The 21,814-nt window shown below is 70.1% G+C and carries 24 protein-coding genes; 16 read left to right on the forward strand and 8 right to left on the reverse strand.

The genetic code is table 11. From position 1 onward, the window contains the following. Window positions 1-19: 19 nt before the first annotated feature. Together dapD and ACZ6DT_RS25075 are read left to right on the forward strand one after the other, a co-directional pair. A complete protein-coding gene (dapD, locus tag ACZ6DT_RS25070) occupies window positions 20-1,006 on the forward strand; it encodes a 2,3,4,5-tetrahydropyridine-2,6-dicarboxylate N-succinyltransferase (RefSeq protein ID WP_465599436.1) in 987 nt (328 codons plus the stop codon). A 117-nt stretch (window positions 1,007-1,123) separates the two neighbouring features. Continuing rightward, the gene (locus ACZ6DT_RS25075) at window positions 1,124-2,095 is read left to right on the forward strand and encodes a CHAD domain-containing protein (protein ID WP_465599438.1); all 972 of its coding nucleotides are present in this window, start codon (window positions 1,124-1,126) and stop codon (window positions 2,093-2,095) included. Here the strand turns inward: ACZ6DT_RS25075 and ACZ6DT_RS25080 are convergent. Continuing rightward, on the reverse strand, window positions 2,071-3,474 hold the full coding sequence (locus ACZ6DT_RS25080; protein ID WP_465599440.1) for an FAD-dependent monooxygenase: 1,404 nt from the start codon (window positions 3,472-3,474) through the stop codon (window positions 2,071-2,073). The two genes, ACZ6DT_RS25075 and ACZ6DT_RS25080, sit on opposite strands and share 25 nt — an antisense overlap. A gap of 80 nt (window positions 3,475-3,554) precedes the next feature. Here ACZ6DT_RS25080 and ACZ6DT_RS25085 point away from each other — a divergent pair, with 80 nt between their 5' ends. Further along, window positions 3,555-4,163: a TetR/AcrR family transcriptional regulator gene (locus tag ACZ6DT_RS25085; RefSeq protein ID WP_465599442.1), complete on the forward strand. Its 609-nt coding sequence runs from the start codon at window positions 3,555-3,557 to the stop codon at window positions 4,161-4,163. 76 nt (window positions 4,164-4,239) lie between these two features. On the opposite strand, the gene dapC is transcribed toward ACZ6DT_RS25085, so the two are convergent. The 3 genes from dapC to ACZ6DT_RS25100 all read right to left on the reverse strand — a co-directional run bounded on the left by dapC (window position 4,240) and on the right by ACZ6DT_RS25100 (window position 5,950). Then, window positions 4,240-5,331: a succinyldiaminopimelate transaminase gene (gene dapC, locus ACZ6DT_RS25090; RefSeq protein WP_465599444.1), complete on the reverse strand. Its 1,092-nt coding sequence runs from the start codon at window positions 5,329-5,331 to the stop codon at window positions 4,240-4,242. Continuing rightward, window positions 5,328-5,648, reverse strand: a complete 321-nt coding sequence (gene fdxA / locus ACZ6DT_RS25095; protein ID WP_007031860.1) for a ferredoxin — start codon at window positions 5,646-5,648, stop codon at window positions 5,328-5,330. The genes dapC and fdxA overlap by 4 nt, the downstream gene beginning before the upstream one ends. 110 nt (window positions 5,649-5,758) lie before the next feature. Next, on the reverse strand, window positions 5,759-5,950 hold the full coding sequence (locus ACZ6DT_RS25100; protein ID WP_465599447.1) for a hypothetical protein: 192 nt from the start codon (window positions 5,948-5,950) through the stop codon (window positions 5,759-5,761). A 53-nt stretch (window positions 5,951-6,003) separates the two neighbouring features. Between ACZ6DT_RS25100 and ACZ6DT_RS25105 the strand changes: the two genes are divergently transcribed. The 7 genes from ACZ6DT_RS25105 (at window position 6,004) to ACZ6DT_RS25135 (ending at window position 11,178) form a co-directional block, all read left to right on the forward strand. Further along, the gene (locus ACZ6DT_RS25105; protein ID WP_465599656.1) at window positions 6,004-6,738 is read left to right on the forward strand and encodes a GNAT family N-acetyltransferase; all 735 of its coding nucleotides are present in this window, start codon (window positions 6,004-6,006) and stop codon (window positions 6,736-6,738) included. After that, window positions 6,735-7,742: a 2-phospho-L-lactate transferase gene (gene cofD, locus ACZ6DT_RS25110; protein ID WP_465599449.1), complete on the forward strand. Its 1,008-nt coding sequence runs from the start codon at window positions 6,735-6,737 to the stop codon at window positions 7,740-7,742. The genes ACZ6DT_RS25105 and cofD overlap by 4 nt, the downstream gene beginning before the upstream one ends. Window positions 7,743-7,779: 37 nt before the next feature. Continuing rightward, window positions 7,780-9,117: a coenzyme F420-0:L-glutamate ligase gene (locus ACZ6DT_RS25115; RefSeq protein WP_465599658.1), complete on the forward strand. Its 1,338-nt coding sequence runs from the start codon at window positions 7,780-7,782 to the stop codon at window positions 9,115-9,117. Further along, window positions 9,114-9,659, forward strand: coding sequence for an NUDIX hydrolase (locus tag ACZ6DT_RS25120; protein ID WP_465599451.1), 546 nt, complete (start codon window positions 9,114-9,116; stop codon window positions 9,657-9,659). The genes ACZ6DT_RS25115 and ACZ6DT_RS25120 overlap by 4 nt, the downstream gene beginning before the upstream one ends. 31 nt (window positions 9,660-9,690) lie before the next feature. Next, entirely contained in the window at window positions 9,691-10,437 is a 747-nt protein-coding gene (locus ACZ6DT_RS25125) for a hypothetical protein (protein ID WP_465599453.1), read from the forward strand. Between the two features lie 21 nt (window positions 10,438-10,458). Then, window positions 10,459-10,809 (forward strand): GntR family transcriptional regulator, encoded by a 351-nt coding sequence (locus ACZ6DT_RS25130; RefSeq protein WP_465599455.1) that lies wholly within the window; start codon window positions 10,459-10,461, stop codon window positions 10,807-10,809. Between the two features lie 183 nt (window positions 10,810-10,992). Further along, window positions 10,993-11,178, forward strand: a complete 186-nt coding sequence (locus ACZ6DT_RS25135) for a hypothetical protein (RefSeq protein WP_465599457.1) — start codon at window positions 10,993-10,995, stop codon at window positions 11,176-11,178. Window positions 11,179-11,218: 40 nt separating this feature from the next. On the opposite strand, the gene ACZ6DT_RS25140 is transcribed toward ACZ6DT_RS25135, so the two are convergent. Next, a complete protein-coding gene (locus ACZ6DT_RS25140) occupies window positions 11,219-12,115 on the reverse strand; it encodes a DNA-3-methyladenine glycosylase family protein (protein WP_465599459.1) in 897 nt (298 codons plus the stop codon). Window positions 12,116-12,189: 74 nt separating this feature from the next. Between ACZ6DT_RS25140 and ACZ6DT_RS25145 the strand changes: the two genes are divergently transcribed. The 3 genes from ACZ6DT_RS25145 (at window position 12,190) to ACZ6DT_RS25155 (ending at window position 13,491) form a co-directional block, all read left to right on the forward strand. Then, window positions 12,190-12,642: an adenylyltransferase/cytidyltransferase family protein gene (locus tag ACZ6DT_RS25145; protein WP_465599461.1), complete on the forward strand. Its 453-nt coding sequence runs from the start codon at window positions 12,190-12,192 to the stop codon at window positions 12,640-12,642. 148 nt (window positions 12,643-12,790) lie between these two features. Then, on the forward strand, window positions 12,791-13,288 hold the full coding sequence (locus ACZ6DT_RS25150; protein WP_465599463.1) for a hypothetical protein: 498 nt from the start codon (window positions 12,791-12,793) through the stop codon (window positions 13,286-13,288). 77 nt (window positions 13,289-13,365) lie between these two features. Next, a complete protein-coding gene (locus ACZ6DT_RS25155; protein WP_465599465.1) occupies window positions 13,366-13,491 on the forward strand; it encodes a hypothetical protein in 126 nt (41 codons plus the stop codon). 208 nt (window positions 13,492-13,699) lie between these two features. Here the strand turns inward: ACZ6DT_RS25155 and ACZ6DT_RS25160 are convergent, their stop codons facing one another. The 3 genes from ACZ6DT_RS25160 to ACZ6DT_RS25170 form a co-directional block, all read right to left on the reverse strand. Beyond that, on the reverse strand, window positions 13,700-14,563 hold the full coding sequence (locus ACZ6DT_RS25160; protein ID WP_465599467.1) for a glycosyltransferase family 2 protein: 864 nt from the start codon (window positions 14,561-14,563) through the stop codon (window positions 13,700-13,702). Between the two features lie 150 nt (window positions 14,564-14,713). Further along, a complete protein-coding gene (locus tag ACZ6DT_RS25165) occupies window positions 14,714-15,850 on the reverse strand; it encodes a glycosyltransferase family 4 protein (protein WP_465599660.1) in 1,137 nt (378 codons plus the stop codon). 37 nt (window positions 15,851-15,887) lie between these two features. Then, a complete protein-coding gene (locus tag ACZ6DT_RS25170; protein WP_465599662.1) occupies window positions 15,888-16,976 on the reverse strand; it encodes a glycosyltransferase family 4 protein in 1,089 nt (362 codons plus the stop codon). Window positions 16,977-16,995: 19 nt separating this feature from the next. Here ACZ6DT_RS25170 and ACZ6DT_RS25175 point away from each other — a divergent pair, with 19 nt between their 5' ends. The 3 genes from ACZ6DT_RS25175 (at window position 16,996) to ACZ6DT_RS25185 (ending at window position 21,630) form a co-directional block, all read left to right on the forward strand. Continuing rightward, on the forward strand, window positions 16,996-17,907 hold the full coding sequence (locus ACZ6DT_RS25175; protein ID WP_465599469.1) for a glycosyltransferase family 2 protein: 912 nt from the start codon (window positions 16,996-16,998) through the stop codon (window positions 17,905-17,907). 128 nt (window positions 17,908-18,035) lie between these two features. Further along, complete coding sequence (locus tag ACZ6DT_RS25180; RefSeq protein WP_465599471.1) at window positions 18,036-20,549, forward strand: glycosyltransferase; 2,514 nt, start codon at window positions 18,036-18,038, stop codon at window positions 20,547-20,549. Next, window positions 20,542-21,630 (forward strand): glycosyltransferase family 4 protein, encoded by a 1,089-nt coding sequence (locus ACZ6DT_RS25185; protein WP_465599472.1) that lies wholly within the window; start codon window positions 20,542-20,544, stop codon window positions 21,628-21,630. The genes ACZ6DT_RS25180 and ACZ6DT_RS25185 overlap by 8 nt, the downstream gene beginning before the upstream one ends. Window positions 21,631-21,814 lie beyond the last annotated feature (184 nt).

The raw sequence follows: 21,814 nt of genomic DNA on the forward strand, positions 1-21,814 counted from the left end.
CTGGGCTACCGTTCAGGACGTGAGTGAGCAGACCCCTGACCCCGAAACGACCGGCGCCACCGGCGTCGGACTGGCCACCGTCACGACCGACGGCACGGTGCTGGACACCTGGTTCCCGCTGCCGAAGCTGATCGACGACACCGACAGCGTGGCCGGCACGGTGCGGCTGACCACCGAAGAGGCCTCCGAGGCTCTCGGCGAGGCCGCCGCCGCCCAGCTCGGCCCGGACACCGACCGCGGTGTCGAGGTCGTCGCGGTCCGCACTACCATCGCCCGTCTCGCCGACGCCCCCGGTGACACGCACGACGTCTACCTGCGCCTTCACCTGCTGTCGCACCGTCTGGTCCGGCCGCACGGCGCGAGCCTCGACGGCATCTTCGGCCTGCTGGCGAACGTCGTGTGGACGAACCACGGGCCGTGCCCCGTCGAGGGCTTCGAGGCGACCCGGCTGCGGCTGCGGGCGCGCGGCAACGTCACCGTCTACAGCGTGGACAAGTTCCCGCGGATGGTCGACTACGTCGTGCCCACCGGCGTCCGCATCGCCGACGCCGACCGCGCCCGCCTCGGCGCGCACCTGGCGAACGGCACCACCGTCATGCACGAGGGCTTCGTCAACTTCAACGCCGGCACGCTCGGCGCCTCCATGGTGGAGGGCCGGATCTCCGCGGGCGTCCTGGTCGGCGACGGCTCCGACGTCGGCGGCGGCGCGTCGATCATGGGCACCCTGTCCGGCGGTGGCAAGGAGACCATCTCGATCGGCGAGCGCTGCCTGATCGGCGCGAACGGCGGCGTCGGCATCTCGCTCGGCGACGACTCGGTCGTCGAAGCTGGCCTCTACGTCACGGCCGGCACGAAGGTCACCTTCGAGGGCAAGGTCGTGAAGGCGCTGGAGCTGTCCGGTATCTCGGGCGCGGTGTTCCGGCGGAACTCCGGGACCGGTGCCGTCGAGGTCGTCGCGCGCGCCGGCGTCGGCATCGAGCTGAACGCGGCCCTGCACGCCAACTGACCTGCGAAAAGAGAGCAAGGGACCTTTGCTATCACTCTCCCCCGGAAAGTGATAGCAAAGGTCCCTTGCTCCTCTCCCGGCCTGGACCAGCTTGCCGGTTCACCTAGAATTCATCTTGTGACAGCCGAGACCCTGCCGCGCAAGAACGTCCCTTCCACCACTCCGGCCGCGCTCGGGCTCGGTGACCGCCCCGCGCAAGCCGGGCCGGACGATCCGGCGGCCAAGCACGTCCGGGTCAAACTCGACGTCGAGATCCGCGCGCTCCTCGCGCACGAACCGGGCACCAAATCCGGCGCCGATCCTGAAGACCTGCACCAGATGCGGGTCGCGCTGCGCCGCATGCGGAGCGTCCTCAAGCTCTCGGGCCGCCTCATCGGCCCGGACGCCGAACCCGTGCGAGCCGAACTCGGCTGGCTCGGCCAGTCCCTCGGTGAGGTCCGCGACTACGACGTCCTGATCGGTCATCTTCGCGAGGTCGTCGCCGAATTCGAGGTGCGCGACCAGCCCGCCGCGCGCCGTCTGGTCTCGAAGTTCGTCACCGAACGCACCGGCGCGAAGCGGCGGCTCACCCGCGCGCTCGCCAGCCCCCGTTATGCCTCGATGCTCCAGGACATCGGCCGTCTCGCCCGGCAGCCCGCCACCGAAGAACCCACTTCCGAAGCCGGAACCACCTCCGCGGATCTCGTCGCCGGTCTCGCGAAGCCGCATCGAAAGCTCGCCAAGGCCGTAAAGGCGCTTCCCGCCGATCCCCCGGACGACGACCTTCACGCCCTTCGCATCTACGGCAAGAAACTCCGCTACGCCGCCGAGATGGCCAAGCCCGCCGCGAAGAAAAAGCAGGCGGAGCGGATCCAGCGGCTGATCAAGGCCACGAAGAACTTTCAGACCGTCCTCGGAGATCATCAGGACGCCTGCGTCGCCGCCGATCGCATGCGAGGAGCCTTGGACACGACCGACACCGAACTCGCCTTCATCGCGGGCCGGGTCGCGGAGAAGGAACTGCTGCGCCGCGCCGAGGTCCGCACGGTGTGGCGCGACGTCTGGGCGGAGGTCGACGAGGCCGCTCAGTCGGTGATTTCGCGGACGTAGCCGTCCGGGCGGATCAGTACCTGCCGTCCGTTTCCGGCTTCATACGCGGCGAAGGCATGTCCGCCGACGTCCTCGAAGTCCACATCGGACAGTGCGCTGCCCGCGGGCAGGATCCGCCGCGCGCCTTCGGGGGCCGGACCGTCGCCGAACACCAGCACGGTCGCCTGCGGACCGCGCAGCAGCTCGAACAACCGGACGGACTTGCCGTTCGCGTCCTTCAGCGGCGCGTCCGGGGCGCGGTCGCCGGGCCGGATCCGGCCGGTGGCCGCGGGTGCGAGCGGGCCGCCGCGATACCCGATGTCGAGCTGACGCGTGTTCTCGCCGCGCTCGTGCGCGTCTTCCGAGCCTTCCTTGTACTTCTCGAGGATTTCGGTGCTGATCTTCAGCACCCGCGCGGCGACCCCGCGCCGCTCTGGCTCGTAGCTGTCGAGCAGCTCCGGTGAACCGTCGGCGAGCTTCCAGCCCAGGTTGTACGCGTCCTGCACACCGGTGTTGAGCCCCTGTCCGCCGGTCGGCGGATGGACGTGCGCCGCGTCGCCGGCGAGGAACACGCGACCGTCCCGGAATCGCGCGGCGAGCCGGATGTTGGGCCGCCACACCGTCGACCAGGCGAGGTCGTGCAACCGGACCCCGCCGCCGGACAGCTCGTCGAGCCGCGACTGCAACGTCTCCAGCGACGCCTCGACCTCCTCCTCGCCCAGCGGCGCGCCGAACTGGAAATGCGGCACGCCGGGCAGCGGCGTGAGCCCGATTCCCGACATCGGGGCCTCGGGCTTCGCGAACCAGTGCCCATACGCGCGATCGAGCCCCTCCGCCTGGACATCACCCAGCAACATGCGGATCGATTCGTCGGTGGTGCCCTCGAACGCGATGCCGAGGGTCTTGCGCACGAAGCTCTTCCCGCCGTCCGCGCCGACGAGATGGTCGACCCGCACCCGCTCGCCGGGCAGCTCGGCCGTCACACCGTCGGCGTCCTGCTCGAAACCGACGAGCGGCGTACCGAGCTCCACCTGGACGCCGAATTCGGCGAGCCGCTCCCGCAGGATCCCTTCGGTCCGCGACTGGCCGAGGAAATGCCCGTTCGGATACGGCACGTCGGGGGTCGGGTCGGCGAGTTCGGCCATCATCCGCTCGCCGACGACCTCGCCGCCCAGGTGGATCCGCATCGGCACCGGCGCCTGCCCGGCGGCCAGCACCGCGTCCAGTACGCCGAGGTCCTCGAAGACCTCCAGCGTGCGCGGTTGCAGACCGTCCCCGCGCGAGCCCTGGAAGAACGTCTCGGCCTTCTCCACGATCCGCACGCCGACGCCGCGGCGCGCGAGGTCGATGGCCAGCGTGAGCCCGGTCGGCCCGGCTCCCGCGATCAGTACCTCGGTCATCTTCACCTCCAATGAATTTCAATTCAGTGAATCTATATTCATTCTGGACGTTGCTAACCTCCCGTGTCAAGGAGGTGCCGATGACGGCGACGAGCCGCAAGGAGAAGGCGGCGGAGACCGAGTCCGCGCTCAAGGACGCGGCGAAGCGCGTTTTCGCGGCGAAGGGGTACCTGAACACCAAGATCACCGACATCACGACGGAAGCCGGACGCGCGGCGGGCTCGTTCTACAACCACTTCGCGAGCAAGGAAGAGCTGCTCGAAGCGCTTCTCGCGGACCTCGCGGCGGCGAGCGACGTGAATGCGTCCTCGCCGGAGCACAAAGCCGATTTCGCCGACCCGGAGGCCATCCGCTGGCACGTCCGCGAGTACTGGAACTTCCATCGCGACAACGCCGCGACGATGCTCGCGCTCCGCCAGGCCGCCATGGTCAGCGACGACTTCGCGCGCACCTTCGCGCGCTTCGGCGCCGATCAGGCGGAAGACATCCTCAGCCACCTCGGGTACATCACCGCGGCGGGAATGGAACTCCCGGCGTCGGAACGGCTCTCGCTCGCGATGATGGGCGAACTGGTCAACGGTTTCGCGCACACGTGGCTGCTGGACCCGTCGTCGGTCTCCGAGGAGGAAGCCGTCGAGGCGCTGACGCGGTTCATCTACCGGGGTTTCACCGGTCGCGACGTGCCATGAACGGTCCGTTCCTTGCAAATTTTGCCAGGAACGGTCCGTTCCTGGCACAGGGTGAGGCGCACGAACCGCGCCGAACTCAGGAAGTGAGCCGCTCCACGGCCGCGTCGATCCGCTCGTCCGTCGCCGTCAGGGCGATCCGGACGTGCCGTCCACCAGTCGGCCCGTAGAACGTGCCCGGCGCGGCGAGGATGCCGCGATCGGCGAGCCAGTCGACCGTGTCGAGCGCGGATTCCCCGCGCGTGGACCAGAGATACAGCCCCGCCTCGGAGTGCGAGATCTCGAAACCGCTGTCCAGCAGCGCCTTCCGCAGCACCAGCCGGCGGCGTGCGTAGCGTTCCCGTTGCACGGCAAGCGCTTCGTCGTCCTTCAGCGCGGCGACCATGGCCTCCTGCACCGGCCGCGGCACGATCAGCCCGGAGTGCTTGCGGATCTCCAGCAGCCCGGCGACGAGCTTCGGGTCACCGGTGACGAATCCGGCGCGGTAGCTGGCGAGGTTCGCGGACTTCGACAGCGAGTGGACGGCCAGCAGGCCGTCGAGGGAGCCGCCGTGCACGGACGGGTGCAGGATCGACACGGGCTCGCTTTCCCAGCCCAGCGCCAGATAACACTCGTCGGAGACCACGACGACATCGCGTTCCCGCGCCCATTCGACGACCTTGCGCAGGTGATCGACACCGAGCACGCGCCCCGTCGGGTTGGACGGCGAGTTGATCCACAGCATCGAAGGCCGCTGCGGGCCGAGCGCGAAAGTGCTGTCCGCGCGCAGCAGGGAAGCACCCGCCAGCAGCACGCCGACCTCGTAGGTCGGATACGCCACCTCGGGGATGACGACGAGGTCACCGGGGCCGAACCCCAGTTGCCTCGGCAGCGACGCGACCAGTTCCTTCGAACCGATCGTCGGCAGCACGGCCGCCTCGGGAACACCTTCGACGCCGTGCCGCCGCGAAAGCGCTTCGATCGCGGCGGCCCTGAGCTCGGGGATCCCGTGCGTGGTCGGGTACCCCGGGATCTCCGACACGGACGCGAGCGCCGCGCGGATGCTCTCGGGGACCGGGTCCACCGGCGTGCCGATCGACAGGTCGACGATGCCCCCGGGATGCGCCTGGGCCTTCGCCTTGGCTTCGGCGAGAGAGTCCCAGGGGAAATCAGGAAGAGCGACCCGGCTCATTCGCCCTGCGGGGGAAGAGCCTTGATGAAGGCGGGGTCGTGGCTGGTCTTGCCGACCTTGGAGGCACCACCGGGCGAGCCGAGTTCGTCGAAGAAGTCGACGTTGGCCTTGGTGTAGGCGTTCCACTCGTCGGGGACGTCGTCCTCGTAGTAGATCGCCTCGACGGGGCAGACCGGCTCGCAGGCACCGCAGTCGACGCATTCGTCCGGGTGGATGTACAGCATGCGGTCACCCTCGTAGATGCAATCCACGGGGCACTCGTCGATACACGCCTTGTCGAGCACGTCGACGCAGGGCTCGGCGATCACGTAGGTCACTGCGCACTCCTGCTTTGTCTCTGCTTCACCAGTCGGCAACGGACATTACGCGCCTGCGGGCGCGACCGGCCCGCTTAGGCCACCCTTATCCGTACCCCGGGTATGGGGTTTCAGCGGTCTTTCCGGCGCGGCGGCGGAGTGGCCCTGCTGTCCCCGGTGATGACGAACTTCGGCGCGGCGGGCTTCGCCGCTTCCGGGTCCTTCTCGACGGCCTTTTCCGCGCCCAATGCCCGGTTGAAGCCGTCGGAGATCTCGCGGACCAGGTCTTCGTTGTGCCTGTCGTCCTTGCGCGCGATGCTCATCGGGGTCCCTCCACTGCCTTCCTTGGCACAATCTAACCGTGAACAGTGCGGAAATGCTCGAGCTCACCTGTAGTCAGGCTTGGACTCCCCTGCTGGAGCGCCGGATCGGCGACTGGAGGCTGCGCTGGGCGGACGGGTTCACCGCCCGGGCCAACAGTGCCCTGGCGATCGGTGACCCGGGAAAACCGCTGCCAGAAGCCCTGCGGGCGGTCTGTGACTTCGCCCACGATCATGCCATCCCGCCGGTCGTTCAGGTGATCCAGAACACGTCTTCGGAAGACGCCATCGCCGCCTGCGGCTGGGTCCACTATGTGGAACACCGGCCCGCGCACGAGGTTCACGTGCTGACCGGGCCGCTCTCGCGCGGGACCTCGGCGGAAGCGGTGATTCTCGACGAACCGACGTCCGGATGGTGGGAACTGACGACGGGCGGCGCGGATCCGGCGGAGGCGCCACGGCACGTCCTCGGCACCGGCAAGGTCGGCTTCGGGGTGGTGGAAATCGACGGTGTCACCGCCGGGGCGGTCCGCGGCGCCGTCGTCGGCGAGTGGCTGCACATCGCCCGTTTGGCGGTACGGCCGGAGTTCCGGCGCCGGGGACTGGCCCGGGGGCTGATGAACGCGGCGGGTGCCTGGGCGGCAGCTCAGGGCGCCACCGGTGTCGTGCTGCAGGTCGCGGTGGCGAATTCCGGCGCGCTGAAACTGTACGAAAGCCTGGGCTGTACGGAGCACCACAGGTACCGCTACTGGGCCCCGGCTCCGGGGGCGTGCGAGGATCGCCCGTCGTGAAGGTCGTCATTTTGGTCGGCGGAGTGGGCGGAGCCCGCTTCCTGCTGGGGGTCAAACAAGCACTCGGTCTGCCCGCGCTCGGTTCCGCGCCGGAATCGCCGCATGAGGTGACCGCGCTGGTGAACACCGGGGACGACGTGTGGATGCACGGTCTGCGCATCTGCCCGGACCTGGACACCTGCATGTACACCCTCGGCGGGGGGATCGACGAAGAGCGCGGCTGGGGCCACTCCGGGGAGACCTGGACGGTCAAGGAGGAGCTCGCCGCCTATGGCGCCGAGCCGACCTGGTTCGGCTTGGGCGACAAGGACATCGCGACGCATCTGATCCGTTCGCGGATGCTGCGCGCGGGCTATCCGCTCTCGCAGGTCACCGAGGCGCTGTGCGACCGCTGGCAGCCGGGCGTGCGCCTGCTGCCGATGTCGGACGACCGGGTCGAAACGCATGTCGTGATCGACGACCCCGACTCGGACCCGGCCGAGGACCAGCGCAAGGCGATCCACTTCCAGGAGTGGTGGGTGCGCTACCGCGCCGAGCCGAAGGCGCATTCGATCATCGCCGTCGGTGCCGAGGAGGCCAAGCCGGCGCCGGGTGTGCTCGACGCGATCGCGGGCGCCGACATCGTGCTGTTCGCGCCCTCCAATCCGGTGGTCTCGGTGGGCACGACACTCGGTGTCCCGGGAATCCGCGACGCGCTGCGGAAGACACGCGCCAAGGTCGTCGGTGTCTCGCCGATCATCGGCGGGAAGGCGTTGCGCGGGATGGCCGACGCGTGCCTGAGCGCGATCGGTGTGGAGACCTCGGCCGAGGCCGTCGGACGGCATTACGGCTCCCGTGAGGACTCCACCGACGGCGTGCTCGACGGCTGGCTGGTCGCCGAGGGTGAGACCGTCGACGTACCGGGAGTCGCGGTCCGCGACGTGCCCCTGCTGATGTCCGATGTGGACGCTACGGCGGCCATGGTGCGCGCCGCTTTCGAGCTGGCCGGAGTTTCTGTTGCCTGACAAGAATCAGCCGGAGTTCTCCTTGCCTGAAAAGAGACTGAACGATCACGCTTCCGCGAAGATCGAGATCCTGCCGGTCGAAGGCCTGCCGGAGTTCCGTCCCGGCGACGACCTGACCGGCGCGATCGTCGAGGCGGCCCCCTGGCTGCGCTCGGGCGACGTCCTGGTCGTGACGAGCAAGATCGTCTCCAAGGTCGAGGGCATGCTGATCCGCGTCCCGGCCGATCCTGAGGAGCGCGACGCCGCCCGGCGCGAACTCGTCGAGGAGGAGTCCGTCCGCGTGATCGCGCGGATCAACCGGACGGTGATCACCGAGAACAAGCTCGGCATCGTGCAGGCCGCCTCCGGGGTGGACGCGTCGAACGTGGCCTCCGGAGAGGTCGCGCTGCTGCCGTCCGATCCGGACGCTTCCGCGCTCGCGCTGCGGAACGGGCTGCGCGAACGGATGGGCGTCGAGGTCGCCGTCGTGGTCACCGACACCATGGGGCGCGCGTGGCGGGTCGGGCAGATCGACGCCGCGATCGGCGCGTCCGGTCTGCGCGTGCTGCATTCGTACGCGGGCGAGATCGACGGCCAGGGCAACGAACTCGCGGTCACCGAGGTGGCGATCGCCGACGAACTGGCCGCCGCGGCGGATCTGGTCAAGGGCAAACTCGGCGGCACCCCGGCCGCCGTCGTCCGCGGCCTGCGGCTGACCGACGACGGGTCCACCGCCCGCAAGCTGCTCCGGCCGACCGAAGAGGACCTGTTCCGCCTCGGCACCAACGAAGCCATCGCGCAGGGCCGCCGGGAAGCCGTGCTCGCGCGGCGTTCGATCCGGTCGTTCACCGACGAACCGGTCGATCCCGAGGTACTCCGCCGCGCGGTCGGGACGGCGCTGACGGCGCCCGCGCCGCATCACACGAAACCGGTCCGGTTCGTCTGGCTGCGCGAGAAAGGCTTGCGCCGCAAGCTTCTCGACGCGATGAAGGCGTCGTGGGAGGCCGATCTCGAAGGCGACGACTTCACCGCCGAGCAGGTCGCGAAGCGTCTCAGCCGAGGCGACATCCTCTACAGAGCGCCCGAGGTCGTGGTGCCGTTCCTCGTCGCCGAGGGTGCGCACACTTACCGCGACGACCGGCGGAACGCTTGTGAGCACACGATGTTCACCGTCGCCGGTGGCGCTGCCGTGCAGGGCCTGCTGGTCGCGCTCGCCGCCGAAGACCTCGGCTCGTGCTGGATCGGTTCGACCATCTTCGCCGCGGACGTCGTGCGCGGCGTCCTCGGCTTCGACGAGCGCTGGGAACCGCTCGGCGCGGTCGCGATCGGGCATCCCGCCACCCTCCCGCCCGCACGCGGTGCGAGCGAACCCGGCGAAGGACTTCTCGAACTGTGACCCTGCATGAAAACGTCGTGTCCACTTTGTCCGGTTGGCGACCGGCGGACGCCGCCCAGGAATCCCTACGCCAGGCCTATCTCGGCTTTCTCGCCGCCCGCGACGACGTCTGCCGCCGCGAATGCGCGGCCGGGCACATCACCGCGTCGGCCGTCCTTCTCGACGCCGACGCGGAAAACGTGCTGCTCACCCTGCATCCGCGAGTCGGGCGCTGGTTGCAGCTCGGCGGGCATTGCGAACCCGGCGACGCGACGCTCGCGGACGCCGCCCTTCGTGAGGCACGCGAGGAATCCGGTATCGACGACCTGGTGATCGACCCGGCCCCGGTGCATCTCGACGTCCACCCGATCACCTGCTCGCTCGGTGTGCCGACCCGGCATTTCGACGTACGTTTCGTGGTGCGCGCGCCCCGGGGCGCGCAACCGGTCCAAAGTGACGAATCGGACGATCTTCGTTGGTGGCCGGTGGCTTCCCTGCCGAAAGGATCGGAAGATCTCGCCGAACTGATGGAAGCCGCCGTGCCGGTCGCGTCCGGCCGTTAGGGTGTCGGCTGACGTCCTGAAGGGGGAATCAATGCTGACGGCGCTGACGCCATACCTCGACCGGGTCCGGGTCCACAGCAGCGGTGACGGTGACGGCTTCGGCTGGTTTCTGCTGATCTTGGCGATCATCGTCATCCTCATCGTGATCGTGGTGATCATCGTGAAGGTCAACCAGGCGAAGAAGCCGCCGATGGCCTTCCCCCAGAACCCGAACTTCGGCGGTGGCGGCCCGGCTCCGGGTTTCCCGCCGCCCCCGCCCGCCGGTGGCCCCGCCCCGCAGGGCAACTGGCAGCAGCAGCCCGGTTTCCCGCCGCCTCAGCCCGGTTACGGCCAGGCGCCCGGTTTCCCGCCGCCGCCTGCCCCCGCTCCGGCGGGTTTCGCGCCGCCACACGCAGGTTTCGCGCCGCCGCCCGCGGGTTTCGCTCCGCCGCCCGCGGGTTTCGCGCCGCCGCCCGGCGTCCCGGCGCACAACCCGTTCGCCATGTCGCAGCCTCCGATCGCCGCACCGCCCGCCCCCGGTTTCCCGCCGCCTCCTCCGCAGGCCGGACCGCCGGTCGACGGCGGCGCGGACCGCACGCAGGTCGTCTCCCCGCGTCAGCAGGCGGACGCCGGCGCCGACCGCACCCAGGTCGTGTCGCCCGCGGGCGCCGACCGGACGCAGGTCGTCTCCCCGGCGGGCGGCGGTGACCGCACGCAGGTCGTGCCCGGTGGCGCCGGTGACGCCACCCAGGTCGTACCCGGTGGCGATCGGACCCAGGTCGTTCCGCCTCGTCAGTAGTTCCAGCAGGGAGAGAACCGCATGGTCAGGGTCGACCCGAACTCCTCGGTCCCGCCCTTCGAGCAGGTCCGCACCGCCTACGCGGGGCGGATCAACGACGGCAGCCTCCCCGTCGGGACGAAACTCCCGACCGTGCGGAAACTCGCCGAAGACCTCGGCATCGCCCCGAACACGGTCGCCAAGGCCTACCGCGAACTGGAAGAAGCGGGCCTGATCGAGACCCGCGGCCGGGCGGGGACGTTCGTCAGCGCCGTCGGCGACGAAACCCGCGAACGCGCGAGGCAGGCGGCCGTCGACTACGCCACGCTGACCAGGAAGCTGGGTCTCGGCCGCGACGAGGCCAAGGCGATCGTCGACGCGGCGCTGGGCTGACCTACCCTCCGCGGGAGCGAACGAGAGGGCACCGTGGGTGTGGGCGTCTTCTTCTTGATCGAGACGCTCGACAAGCCGAAGCCGCCGCCTTACCCGCCTCAGTAACCGCCGCGGCAGTACCCCGGCCAACCTCCGCAGCAGCCGCCACCGGGCTGGTGACGCGGCCCCGGTTAGTCTCTCAGCATGGTCTTTCTCTTGGTAGTGATGGTCGGCGTCCTGGTCCTGGCCGGGATCGGGGTCGGGGTGTACTTCCTCGTGAAATCGAACACGAAGCAGCCGCCCGCGCTCCCCTACCACCAGTACCCGCAGCAGCCGCCGCAGCAGCCGAGCCAGCAGCAGCCCTACCCGCCGCAGGGCTGGGGCAACTGACGCTCTGAGTCGACCGCGTTCAGAGGACTGAACGCGGCGATCACATGGCGCGGTAGTCGCGGAGTTCGATCTTCGGCCCGAACCTCGGGCGCCGGAATCCGGCCGTCGACAGGTAGCGCACCGCGCGCTGCCGCTGCGGCGAATACGGCGCCAGCACCTCGGACATCCCCACGTCGTCGAGTTTCGCGCCGACGAGCGCGTGCCCGACCATCGACGGGATGTTGTAGTCGCCGAAGCTCACCGCGTCCGGGTCCCCCCAGGCACGCTGCGCGATCTCCGCCGCGGTCCACACGCCGATCCCGGGCACCTTCCGCAGCCAGGCCCGGCCTTCGGCACCCTTCAGTTCGACTGCCCTCTCCAGCCGGGGAGCGAGGCGCGCCGCGGCGATCAGCGTCGTCCGCCGTTTCACGTCCACCCCGGCGCGATGCCATTCCCAGTCCACAATGGATCGGATGGCGACGGGTGTCGGCGGCACACGCAGCCGTGCCGGGCCCGGCCCAGGCGCCTGCTCCCCGAACCAGCGGCACAATTCGCCCCACGACCGCAGTGCCTCGACGCTGGTCACCTTCTGCTCCAGCACGGCGAGCACCAGCGCGTCCCACACCCGGCCGGTCGAGCCGAGACGCAGTCCCGGGTTCCGGCGCCGCGCCGACGCGACGACGTCGTGGTGCGCGACGAAGTCGGTGTCGTCGTCGTGCGCGCCCAACATCGCCGGGACGCCGTCGAGCAGCCTGTCCGCGCCGGGCCCCCAGGCCTCCGCCTCGATCTCGCCGTCGGCGCGCCGCAGCAGCGCGAGCGTGCCCGCGCCGTCCGCGGTGTTGGCGGCCAGCCAGGTGACCCCGGCTTCGGTGCGGACGAGGTTGGGCGACCGTGATCCACGGCTCAGCGGACCCAGGACCGTGTCCAGATCGAGCGGGAACCCAGGACGGAACAGCACACGATGAAACTACCTGGCACTCGGCTAGGGTGAGCGGGCCACCTGAAACCGTAAGCCTATGGAGGACACCGACGATGACCGAGCGACCGGCGAAGGCCTCGATCGTCAGCGGGTACTTCAACCCGCTCCACCAGGGCCATCTCGACCTGTTCGAAGCCGCGCAGGCACGGTCCGGCTACCTGATCGTCATCGTCAACAACGATCACCAGCAAGTCCTCAAGAAGGGCAGGGTGATCCAGACCGAGGACATCCGGGCCCGGATCGTCCGCGCGCTGCGCATCGTCGACGACGTGTACGTCGCCGTCGAGCAGGGGCCGGGTATCAACGAATCGTTCGACCTGATCCGCGCGGCGTACCCCGACACGGAACTCGAGTTCTGCAACGGCGGCGACAGGCGCAGCGTCGACGAGCTCCCCGCCGACGAGATCGAGGCCGGGGCCCGCAACGACATCACATTGCTCTACGGCATCGGCGGCACGGACAAGGCGGACTCGAGCACCCGGATCCTTTCGGACATGGAAGCCTGAGTTCCTTGCGGCCGGCCAGGTGCCTGCCAACTTTGTCGGACGACGTTCGCGGGTCTGCTGACGGCGGCCACTCCTAGGGCATACCCTAGGCAACACACAGTCGGCCCTGAACCCAGAGGGCCCCAGGTCAGTCGGGAGGCCTAGGGGAATGGACCCCCGTGCTCGGGCGGACGCCTTGCTCGCACGCGCAAGCGCGCGTGGAGCCTTCGTCGTGACACCGGACAACGCGACGTCTCCGATGGACTCCGCGAACACTCAGCAGATCCCCCGATCGGTGGTCGCCGAAATCGACCGGTCATCGGACCCGGACACCACCACTCAGCTACCGGCTTCGCTGATCGCCGAAAACGATCACCCGCTCGCGGGACCCGAGCCGACGACGCGGCTGGACCTGCCGCCGGCGCGGGGCGAAGGGTCGACTCAGCCGCAGCCGTATCCCCGCCGTCCCGGCATGCAGCCGACCAGGCCGCTGCCGCAGGCGACGACTCCGCTCACCCGGCGGCCGCCCGCCGCTCCGGTGCAGAGCCCGCTGATCGAGCGGCCGGAGCCGGAGACCGTCGAGAACGAGGTCGGCGGCCTGGTGCCGACGGTGAAGCAGAACCCTTCGGGGCGGTCGAACCTTTCGCGCCGTCTGGACGGCATCTAGCCCCTCACGCGCGTGCTATGAACGGTCCGTTACTTGCAAAATTTGCAAGTAACGGACCGTTCATAGCATCCGGGGGCATGCCTCAGGAGGCCCGGATCACCCGATCGATCTCCTTGATCGCCGCGCTCCCGCCGTACGCGGCGTTGGACAGCGAATTGCAGTACCGGCAGCCCTCGCCTGGCGCGAATTTCGGTGCCCGGTAAGCGAAATTGGGTAAATAGTCGCGGGTGTCCGCTACCGGGTACACCGGTTTGTCGACCACAGCGCCCTGTAGCTCTCGCCCGCTTCTTCGGCGGCGACCCCGGACGTGTGCGTGACCCGCTCCCGCGGTGTCGTACCGGACGTCCGGCGCGTTCGGTACCGGCACGACGGCGGAGAACGGAGTCGCGTGAGTTCCGATGCCCGGAACGACTACTTCCGGCGTGTTTCGAGCTTGAGCCGCAACGCGAGACCGGCTTTCACCGCGAGCATGACCGGCTTCCACAGGAGGCCGCGGTGACGGTCCGCGAGGTAGCGGTACGCACTTTCGTGGTGCGCGCGCAGCATCTTCTCCGAAGCCTGCGAAGTCGAATGCCCGCCGATGTGCATGACGCTCGACGAAGGGGCGTACACGTTCAGCCAGCCGGCGCGGGTCAGCCGGTCACCGAGGTCGACGTCCTCGAAGTACATGAAGTAGCGCGTGTCGAATCCGTCGACCGAGTCGAAGGCCTCGCGGCGGATCAGCTGGCAGGACCCGGAAAGCCAGCCCGCCGTGCGCTCGACCAGGGTGCCGGTCTCCTGCCGGTACTGCCGCGTCCACGGATTGCCCGGCCAGATCTTGCCGAACGCCGCGTGCCCGATCCCGCGGCCGAACGACGGCAGCAGCCGGGCCGACGGGTAGACCGTGCCGTCGAGGTCGTGGATGAGCGGTCCGAACGCGCCACCGCGCGGCCAGCGTTCGGCTACTTCCAGCAGCGCGTCGAGCGAACCGGGTTCCCATTCGAGGTCCGGGTTCACCACGACGACCCAGCCGTAGCTGTCGTCGAGTTCCGCGACACCCCGGTTGGCGGCCGTGCCGTAGCCGACGTTCTCGCCGATGCTGAGCAACTTGACGTTCTCCCTGCGGGCGGCCTTCTCCGGGGCGCCGTCCGTGGAGGCGTTGTCGGCGACGACGACCTGGACGTCCCGATCCGTCGCCTTCTCGAGCGTGTCGAGGAATTTTTCGAGGGTTTCGCCGGGGAAGTACGTCACGGTCACGACGGCGATCCCGTCGCCGTAGCTGGGGTGCTCAGTCACGGGGCCATTGTCCACCCGTCACCGAACGCGACCGCGCCGCACCCACCCCGGGGCGAGAGCAAAGGTCCCTTGCTCCCTGCCGAGGCACGCTGCCCATGTGGCATTGGGGACATCCGCGCGGCGAGCGGTAGCGGCTACAGGCGGTGAGCCTCAGCCTGCCCGCCGCTGCGCATGCCGGTGCCAAGCCTTCGCGTAGGCCTCCCGGTGCCGCTCCGCGGTCGTCGCCCACGAGAACTCCTTCGCCCGACGCAGCGCGGCTTCGGCCAGCTCGGCCCGTCTCGCGGGGGCGTCGAGCAGCTCCGAGATGGCCGCCGCGACGTCTCCGGCGCCGACCCCGCAGTAGGCGACCGCGTCCCCGCCGACCTCCGGCAGCGAAAGCCGCCGGGTCGTGAGCACGGCCGCGCCGCACGCCATCGCCTCCAGCACCGGCAGCCCGAAACCCTCGCCGAGGCTCGGGTACGCGACCAGTTCGGAGCCGCCGAGGAAACCGGCGAGCGTGTCGAACGGCAGGTATCCGGCCCGGATCACCCGCAGCCGATGCGGTACGGCGTCGAGTGCGCGTTCGACTTGCGAGTCCCAGCCCGGTTGTCCGGCCAGCACCAGCGCCGGCGGGTTCGGCCTGCCGATCACGGCGTGCGCGAAGCCGCGGATCAGCGCGGGCACGTTCTTGCGCGGTTCGAGCGCGCCGAGGAAGGCGACGTACGGGGTCTTCCCGAGTCCGACAGCCTTTCGCGCAGCTTCGATCTCGGCGGGGGAGGGCGGATGGAATCGATCCGGTTCGACGCCGTGGTGGATGATCTCCAGCTCGGCCGTCCGCACCTGGCCGACGCGCTCGAGTTCGGCCGCCGTCGCGATGCTCGGCACGACGCACAGCGTCGCGCGGCGAAGCGCCGTCGCGGTCCAGGCGCGGAAGAAGCGCGCTTTCACCGAAGAGTGCAGGACGGCGTCGGTGAAGAAGGTCGCGTCGTGCAGCGTCACCACCGAAGCGGCCGGGCTGGCCAGCGGCATCGTGTAGTGCGGAGAGTGGACGACGTCGGCGGCGAGCCGCCGGACCAGCCGGGGCAGGGTCGCCTGCTCCCAGGTCAGCCGGGCCGTCCTGGTCGAAGTCGACGGCGAGGTGGGCACGATCCGCGCGCCGGGCGCCAGCCAGTCGTACAGCACCGCGTCCCGCGGCTGGCAGACGACGGTGATCCGCGCGCCGTCCTCGTCCAGCGCCGCGACCAGCGAATCCACGTAACGTCCGACGCCACCCCGGTCCGCGGGGACGGCGGTCGCGTCGATCAGCACGCGAGGGTCATCGGTCACCCTAGGAGGGTACGGCGGCTCACCGGCCGCGCGGTGACGAACCGAAAAACTGATCGCGCTGGTGAAGGCGCCAAACGGCCGAAGCGGCGCGCTGCCAGGTGAAGTCACTCGAACGGCTGAGACCTCTGTCACGCAGCGCTGCCGCACGCTCGGGGTGGTCGAGTACGTCCCGCAGGGCGTCCGCAAGCGCTTGCGCCTCGCCGACGGGGACAGTGACGCCCGCTCCCCCGGCCACCTCGACCAGGGCGGGGACGTCCGAGTGCACCACCGGCACCCCCGCCGCCATCGCCTCGATCAGCGGTAACCCGAAACCCTCCGCCCGGCTCGGCATCGCCAGCACCGACGCGCCCCGCAACGCGAACGCCAGTTCCGCGTCGCTCACCTTCCCCAGCAGCCGGACGTCGGCGCCGTGCTCACGCGCCAACGCCACCGGGTCGATCCCGCCCCAGCCCGGCTGACCGGCCAGCACCAGCGGCACCCCGATCCGGCCGGCGGCGTCGATCAGCACGTCGATGCCCTTGCGCGGCTCGATCGTCCCGATCGCGAGCACGTACCGCTCGGGCACCGCGACCTCGGCGAACGCGGCGTGCGGCCGGACGCCGTGCGGAATCACGTGCGGCGGAGCCGAGACCGGCACCAGCCCGGTGAGCTCGTCCGCAATCGCTTGCGTGGGCACGGTCAGCGCCGTCGCCCGCCCCGCGGCCCGCGCGATCATCGCCTTGTGCCACGCCACGCCACGCGGGGTCAACGTCTCGGGATGCGTCCACGGCACGGTGTCGTGCACCGCGACCGACAGCGTCCGCCCCTTCGGCACGCGGGCGGGCGCGAGCGGCGTCGGCGCGTGGATCGCGTCGCCGCCCGGCCACCACGGCAGGCCCAGCTGCCAAGCGGCGATCAGCGCGCGGGGCGGGATCGGCAGCACGCGCGGACCTTCGACACCCTCGACGACCGCCGCCTCGATGTCGGCATGCCGTGCCACCACGCTCGACACCGTCCAGCCTGTCGGCGCGGTCTCGGCGAGCGCCCTCAGCAACTCACCGGTGTAGCGGCCGGTCCCGCCGGGGACCGGCGCCAGCAGCTGCTCGGCGAGCACGACCAGTTCGGGCATGGTCTCTATTCTCTCTGGCATGACCAGCACCACCGTCGTCGTGGTCACCTGGCGCGGCGCCGCGCACATCACCGCCTGCCTCGACGCCCTCGCCGCGCAGTCCCGCCCGCATCGCACCCTGGTCGTCGACAACGCCTCCGACGACGGGACGGCCGCCCTGCTCGCCGCCCATCCGTCGAAGCCCGAGGTGCTCCGGCTGCGGCGCAACACCGGTTACGCGGGTGCCATGGCCGCCGCACTGGACAAACTGGACACCCCGCTGATGGCGTGGCTGAACGACGACGCCGCGCCGACCCCTGACTGGCTCGCGACCTGCGAAGACACCCTCGCCAAAGCTCCGCTCGCCGCCGCCGTGAGCGCCCGGCTGACGCTGGCCGACGGGACCGTCCAGTCCACCGGCGTCCGCCTGACCGCCGACGGTCACGGTGCCGACCTGCCGGAACCCGCCGACGAGGTCTTCGGTTTCTGCGGGGGCGCGGCCGTGCTGAACGTCGAGGCGCTCCGCTCCGTCGGCGGCGTCCCGGCGTCCTATTTCTGCTACTACGAGGACACCGACACCGCGTGGCGGCTCCGGCTGGCGGGCTGGGACGTCGTCGGTGCCGAAGCCGAGGTCACCCATCGGCATGGCGCGAGCACTCGACCGGGTTCGGTCCGGTTCCACCTGTGGAATGAACGCAACCGTCTGCTGACCCTCCTCCGGTGTGCGCCGAGGCAGGTGGCCATCCGGCAGCTGCTGAAGTTCGCCGCCCTGACCGCGATACTCCCCCTTCGAGGGAAACCGGCGGCGCCGAACTTCCGTCCGGGCCTGCGGTGCCGGGTGCTGGGTGCCGTCGCCGCCCGCCTGCCGCGCACGCTGCTCGAGCGGCGGGCCATCGGGCGACGCGCGACACTCGGCCGAGGCGCGGTCTGGGACGCGTGGGCGGGCATTTAAGCTCTGACAAAAGACGGAGTTGTAGGTTGAGTCCGAAAAGGGCCCTCGCGGGAGCCCGCCCCGGCCGAAGGCCCCGCTTCGTGGTGGCGATGCGGTCGCGGGCTCAATCGAGAGCAGGGAGTACGGCTTTGGCGCAGGGGGAAACGCAACCGGTCGTCTCGGTCATCGTGGTGAACTACCGGGGAGCCGCCGACACCGTCACCTGCCTGCACGCACTCGCCGAACACGATTACCCGAACCTCGAGGTCATCTGCGTCGACAACGCCTCCGGCGGCTCCGACGTCGCCGAGATCAAGGCCGCCGCGCCGGGCGTCAAGCTCGTCGAGTCCCCGGTGAACTCCGGTTTCGCGGGCGGCTGCAACCTCGGCGCGAAGCACGCGACAGGCACTGTGCTCGCCTTCCTCAACAACGATGCCCGCCCGGCTCCCGGCTGGGTGGGCGCGGCCGTCGCCGAACTGCGCGCACAGCCGACGGTCGCCGCGGTGGCCAGCAAGGTCCTCGACTGGGACGGCACCGGCACCGACTTCGTCGACGCGGGCCTGACCTGGTTCGGCATGGGTTACAAACGCCACGCGGGCAGCCCCCTGTCCGACGTTCCCGCCGCCGAACACGAGGTCGCCAAGGACGTCCTGTTCGCGACCGGTTCGGCGATGTTCGTCCGCGCCGGGGTGTTCGCCGAACTCGGCGGGTTCGACGAGCGGTTCTTCATGTTCTACGAGGACGTCGACCTCGGCTGGCGGCTCAACCTGCGCGGCTGGCGCGTGCGCTACGTGCCGGAGTCGCTGACCTACCACAAGCACCACGCCACCATGTCCACAGTGGACGCCCCCGACTCCGGCCGCGAGACGTTCCTGCTGGAACGCAATGCCTTGGCCGCGCTGTACAAGAACCTCTCCGACGAGACACTTTCGCGTGCCCTGCCCGCCGCGTTGGCACTGGCCGTCCGCCGGGCGACCGCTCGCGGAGACCTCGACGCCACCCGGTTCGATCTCGCCCAGGGCGCCGGCCCGGCCGAAACCGGTCCGGTCGAAGTGCCGAGGACGACGTTGGCCGGTGTGCTGGCGATCGACCAGTTCGTCGAGCTGCTGCCGTCGCTGGCCGAGTCGCGTGCCGCCGAGCAGGCCGCTCGCGTCCGCACCGACGCCGACCTGCTTCCCTTGCTGCGCAAGGCGTTGGAGCCCGCGTATCCGCTGCCGCGCTATCTCGCCGCGCACGACATCCTGGTCGAGACGTTCGGCATCGACGCGCTCTTCGGGCAGCGCCGCAAGATCGTGGTGATCACCGGCGACGCGATCACCGAACGGATGGCGGGCCCGGCGATCCGCGCGTGGAACATCTCCGCGACCCTGGCCGCCGAACACGACGTCCACCTGGTGACGGTCAACCCCCTCGCCGATCCGCCGCCCGCGCCGTTCCGGGTCAGCGCGGCGACCCGGCGCGAGCTGGAGGCCCCGATCGCCTGGGCCGACATCATCGTTCTGCAGGGTCACGTGCTGGAACTCGCGCCTTCGCTCAAGAAGCAGTACGCGCACAAGATCGTGGTCGCGGACCTGTACGATCCGATGCACCTGGAACTGCTCGAACAGGGCAAGGGCGTCCCCGACGACAAACGCGCTCTCGACCTCATCGGGGTCACGAAGGTTCTCGACGCGCAGATGGAACGCGGAGACTTCTTCCTGTGCGCCTCGGAGCGTCAGCGCCACTTCTGGCTGGGCCACCTCGCGGCGATGGGCAGGCTCTCACCTCGGCTGTACGACGCGGACCCGACCACCCAATCGCTGCTCTCCATCGTCCCGTTCGGCCTCTCCCCCAGCGCGCCGGTCCGCACCGGTCCCGGCCTTCGGTCCACTTTGGACGGAATCGGCGAGACCGATCACGTCGTACTGTGGGCGGGCGGGGTCTACAGCTGGTTCGACCCGCTCACGCTGGTCCGGGCGATCGAGCGGTTGCGGCAGCGTCGCGGCGACGTCCGCCTGGTGTTCCTCGGGATGAAGCATCCCAACCCCGAGGTCACCGAGATGGACATCGGCGCGCGCACGATGCTGCTTTCCGACACGCTCGGGCTCACCGGCAAGCACGTGTTCTTCAACCAGCAGTGGGTGCCGTACGAGGAGCGCCAGAACTGGCTGCTCGACGCGAATTGCGGCGTCACCACGCATTACGAGCATGTCGAGACGACGTTCGCCTTCCGCACCCGGGTGCTGGACTACCTGTGGGCCGGGCTGCCGATCGTCACCACGGACGGCGACTCGTTCGCCGACCTGGTCCGCGAGGAACGGCTCGGCGTCGTCGTCCCCGCCGAGGACGTGGACGCGCTGGCCGACGCCCTGGAAAAGGCGTTGTACGACGAGGAATTCGCCGCGGGCTGCGTCGAGCGGATGGCCGCCGTCGCCCGGCGTTACGCCTGGCCGGAGGCGCTGAAACCGTTGGTGGAGTTCTGCCGGAACCCACGGCCCGCCGCGGACCGGCTGCCGGGCTCGGCGGACCTCGTGGTCACGGCGCCGGTGCGGGGCAAGGAAATGGTGCGCCGCGACGTCGACCTGATCCGCGAGTACCTCGCCGACGGCGGCCCGAAGGAACTCGTGCGGCGCGTCGGCGGCCGCGTGGTCAAGGTCGCCAAGCAGAGGCTCGGCCGTGGCTGACCGCCCCTTGCGCGTCCTGCTCGACGGGACCCCGCTTCTCGGTGCCAGGACGGGTATCGGCCGGTACACGGTCGCGCTGTCCGAAGAGCTCGCGTCGATGTCCGAAGTGGACACTCGCGCGGTCGCGTTCACGTTGCGCGGCTGGCGACGGCTGCGGCACGTGCTCCCGCACGGCGTCCGCGCTCGCGGCATGCCGGTGGCGGCGCGGTTGCTGCGGAAGGCGTGGCTGCGTTCGCAACTGCCGCCGGTGGAACTGTTCGCCGGGCCGACGGATGTCGTGCACGGCACCAACTTCGTGCTGCCCGGCCGGTTCCGCGCGGCGGGCGTGGTGACCATCCACGATCTGGCCTTTTTGGACGCTCCTGGGGAACTCGCGCCGAGCGATCACGAACTACCGCGCCTGGTCCGGCGCGGCGCCCGGCTCGCCGACGCGATCTGCACCCCCACCAACGCCGTCGCGGACCAGGTCGCCGAACGGCTCGACGTGGACCGCGGCAAGATCATCGTCACCCCGCTCGGCGTGAACCCGGCTTGGTTCACCGCGCGCCCGCCGGACAAGGAACGCCGCGACGAACTCGGTCTTCCGGACAAGTATCTGCTCTTCGCCGGCGCTCCCGGGCCCCGCAAGGGCCTGCACTGGCTCCAGCAGGCGCACGAGGCGGCGCCGGATCTGCCGGAGCTGGTGTTCGTCGGTCCCGGTTCGTTCGCCGTGGGCCCTCGTTCGCGACACGTGGGTTACCTGTCGGACGTGAACCTTCGGCGGGTCGTCGCCGGGGCCAGCGCCCTGGTGCTGCCGTCGCGCGACGAGGGCTTCGGGCTCCCGGTGCTGGAAGCGATGGCGTCGGACGTGCCCGTGGTGTGCACGGACATCCCGGCGCTGCGCGAGGTCGCGGGGAACTGCGCGAGCCTGGTCCCCTACGAAGACGTCGACGGACTAGCGGAGGCGCTGCGGATCGCCGTCAGCGACCCGCACGCCGTCGCCACCTCGGCCGCGCGCCGCGCCCACGTCGCGAATTTCACCTGGCGCGCTTGCGCCGACCTCACCGTCGCCGCGTACCGCCGGGCCAGTACGAAACACTGACCACAGCAGTCCCACGCGCCACTCCAGAGCGAAGCAAGGGACCTTTAGTATCGCTAGCTTTCCTAGCGCCGCTAGCGACGTCGGGACCGTGTTCCGCCCCCAATCACGCGAGATCGCTCCCTGATCACGCGAGTTCGCGCCCCAATCACGCGTGATCGCCATCCATGCCCGACCTACCCGCGCT

The sequence above is a fragment of the Amycolatopsis sp. NPDC041971 genome, assembly GCF_055588925.1.

Coding starts and splice junctions, on each gene's coding strand:
- ACZ6DT_RS25080 (WP_465599440.1), bottom strand. CDS start 3,474: ATGACCGAGGTACTGATCGCGGGAGCCGGGCCGACCGGGCTCACGCTG.
- ACZ6DT_RS25085 (WP_465599442.1), top strand. CDS start 3,555: ATGACGGCGACGAGCCGCAAGGAGAAGGCGGCGGAGACCGAGTCCGCG.
- dapC (WP_465599444.1), bottom strand. CDS start 5,331: ATGAGCCGGGTCGCTCTTCCTGATTTCCCCTGGGACTCTCTCGCCGAA.
- ACZ6DT_RS25100 (WP_465599447.1), bottom strand. CDS start 5,950: ATGAGCATCGCGCGCAAGGACGACAGGCACAACGAAGACCTGGTCCGC.
- ACZ6DT_RS25105 (WP_465599656.1), top strand. CDS start 6,004: ATGCTCGAGCTCACCTGTAGTCAGGCTTGGACTCCCCTGCTGGAGCGC.
- ACZ6DT_RS25125 (WP_465599453.1), top strand. CDS start 9,691: ATGCTGACGGCGCTGACGCCATACCTCGACCGGGTCCGGGTCCACAGC.
- ACZ6DT_RS25130 (WP_465599455.1), top strand. CDS start 10,459: ATGGTCAGGGTCGACCCGAACTCCTCGGTCCCGCCCTTCGAGCAGGTC.
- ACZ6DT_RS25135 (WP_465599457.1), top strand. CDS start 10,993: ATGGTCTTTCTCTTGGTAGTGATGGTCGGCGTCCTGGTCCTGGCCGGG.
- ACZ6DT_RS25145 (WP_465599461.1), top strand. CDS start 12,190: ATGACCGAGCGACCGGCGAAGGCCTCGATCGTCAGCGGGTACTTCAAC.
- ACZ6DT_RS25150 (WP_465599463.1), top strand. CDS start 12,791: ATGGACCCCCGTGCTCGGGCGGACGCCTTGCTCGCACGCGCAAGCGCG.
- ACZ6DT_RS25155 (WP_465599465.1), top strand. CDS start 13,366: ATGCCTCAGGAGGCCCGGATCACCCGATCGATCTCCTTGATCGCCGCG.
- ACZ6DT_RS25170 (WP_465599662.1), bottom strand. CDS start 16,976: ATGCCCGAACTGGTCGTGCTCGCCGAGCAGCTGCTGGCGCCGGTCCCC.
- ACZ6DT_RS25175 (WP_465599469.1), top strand. CDS start 16,996: ATGACCAGCACCACCGTCGTCGTGGTCACCTGGCGCGGCGCCGCGCAC.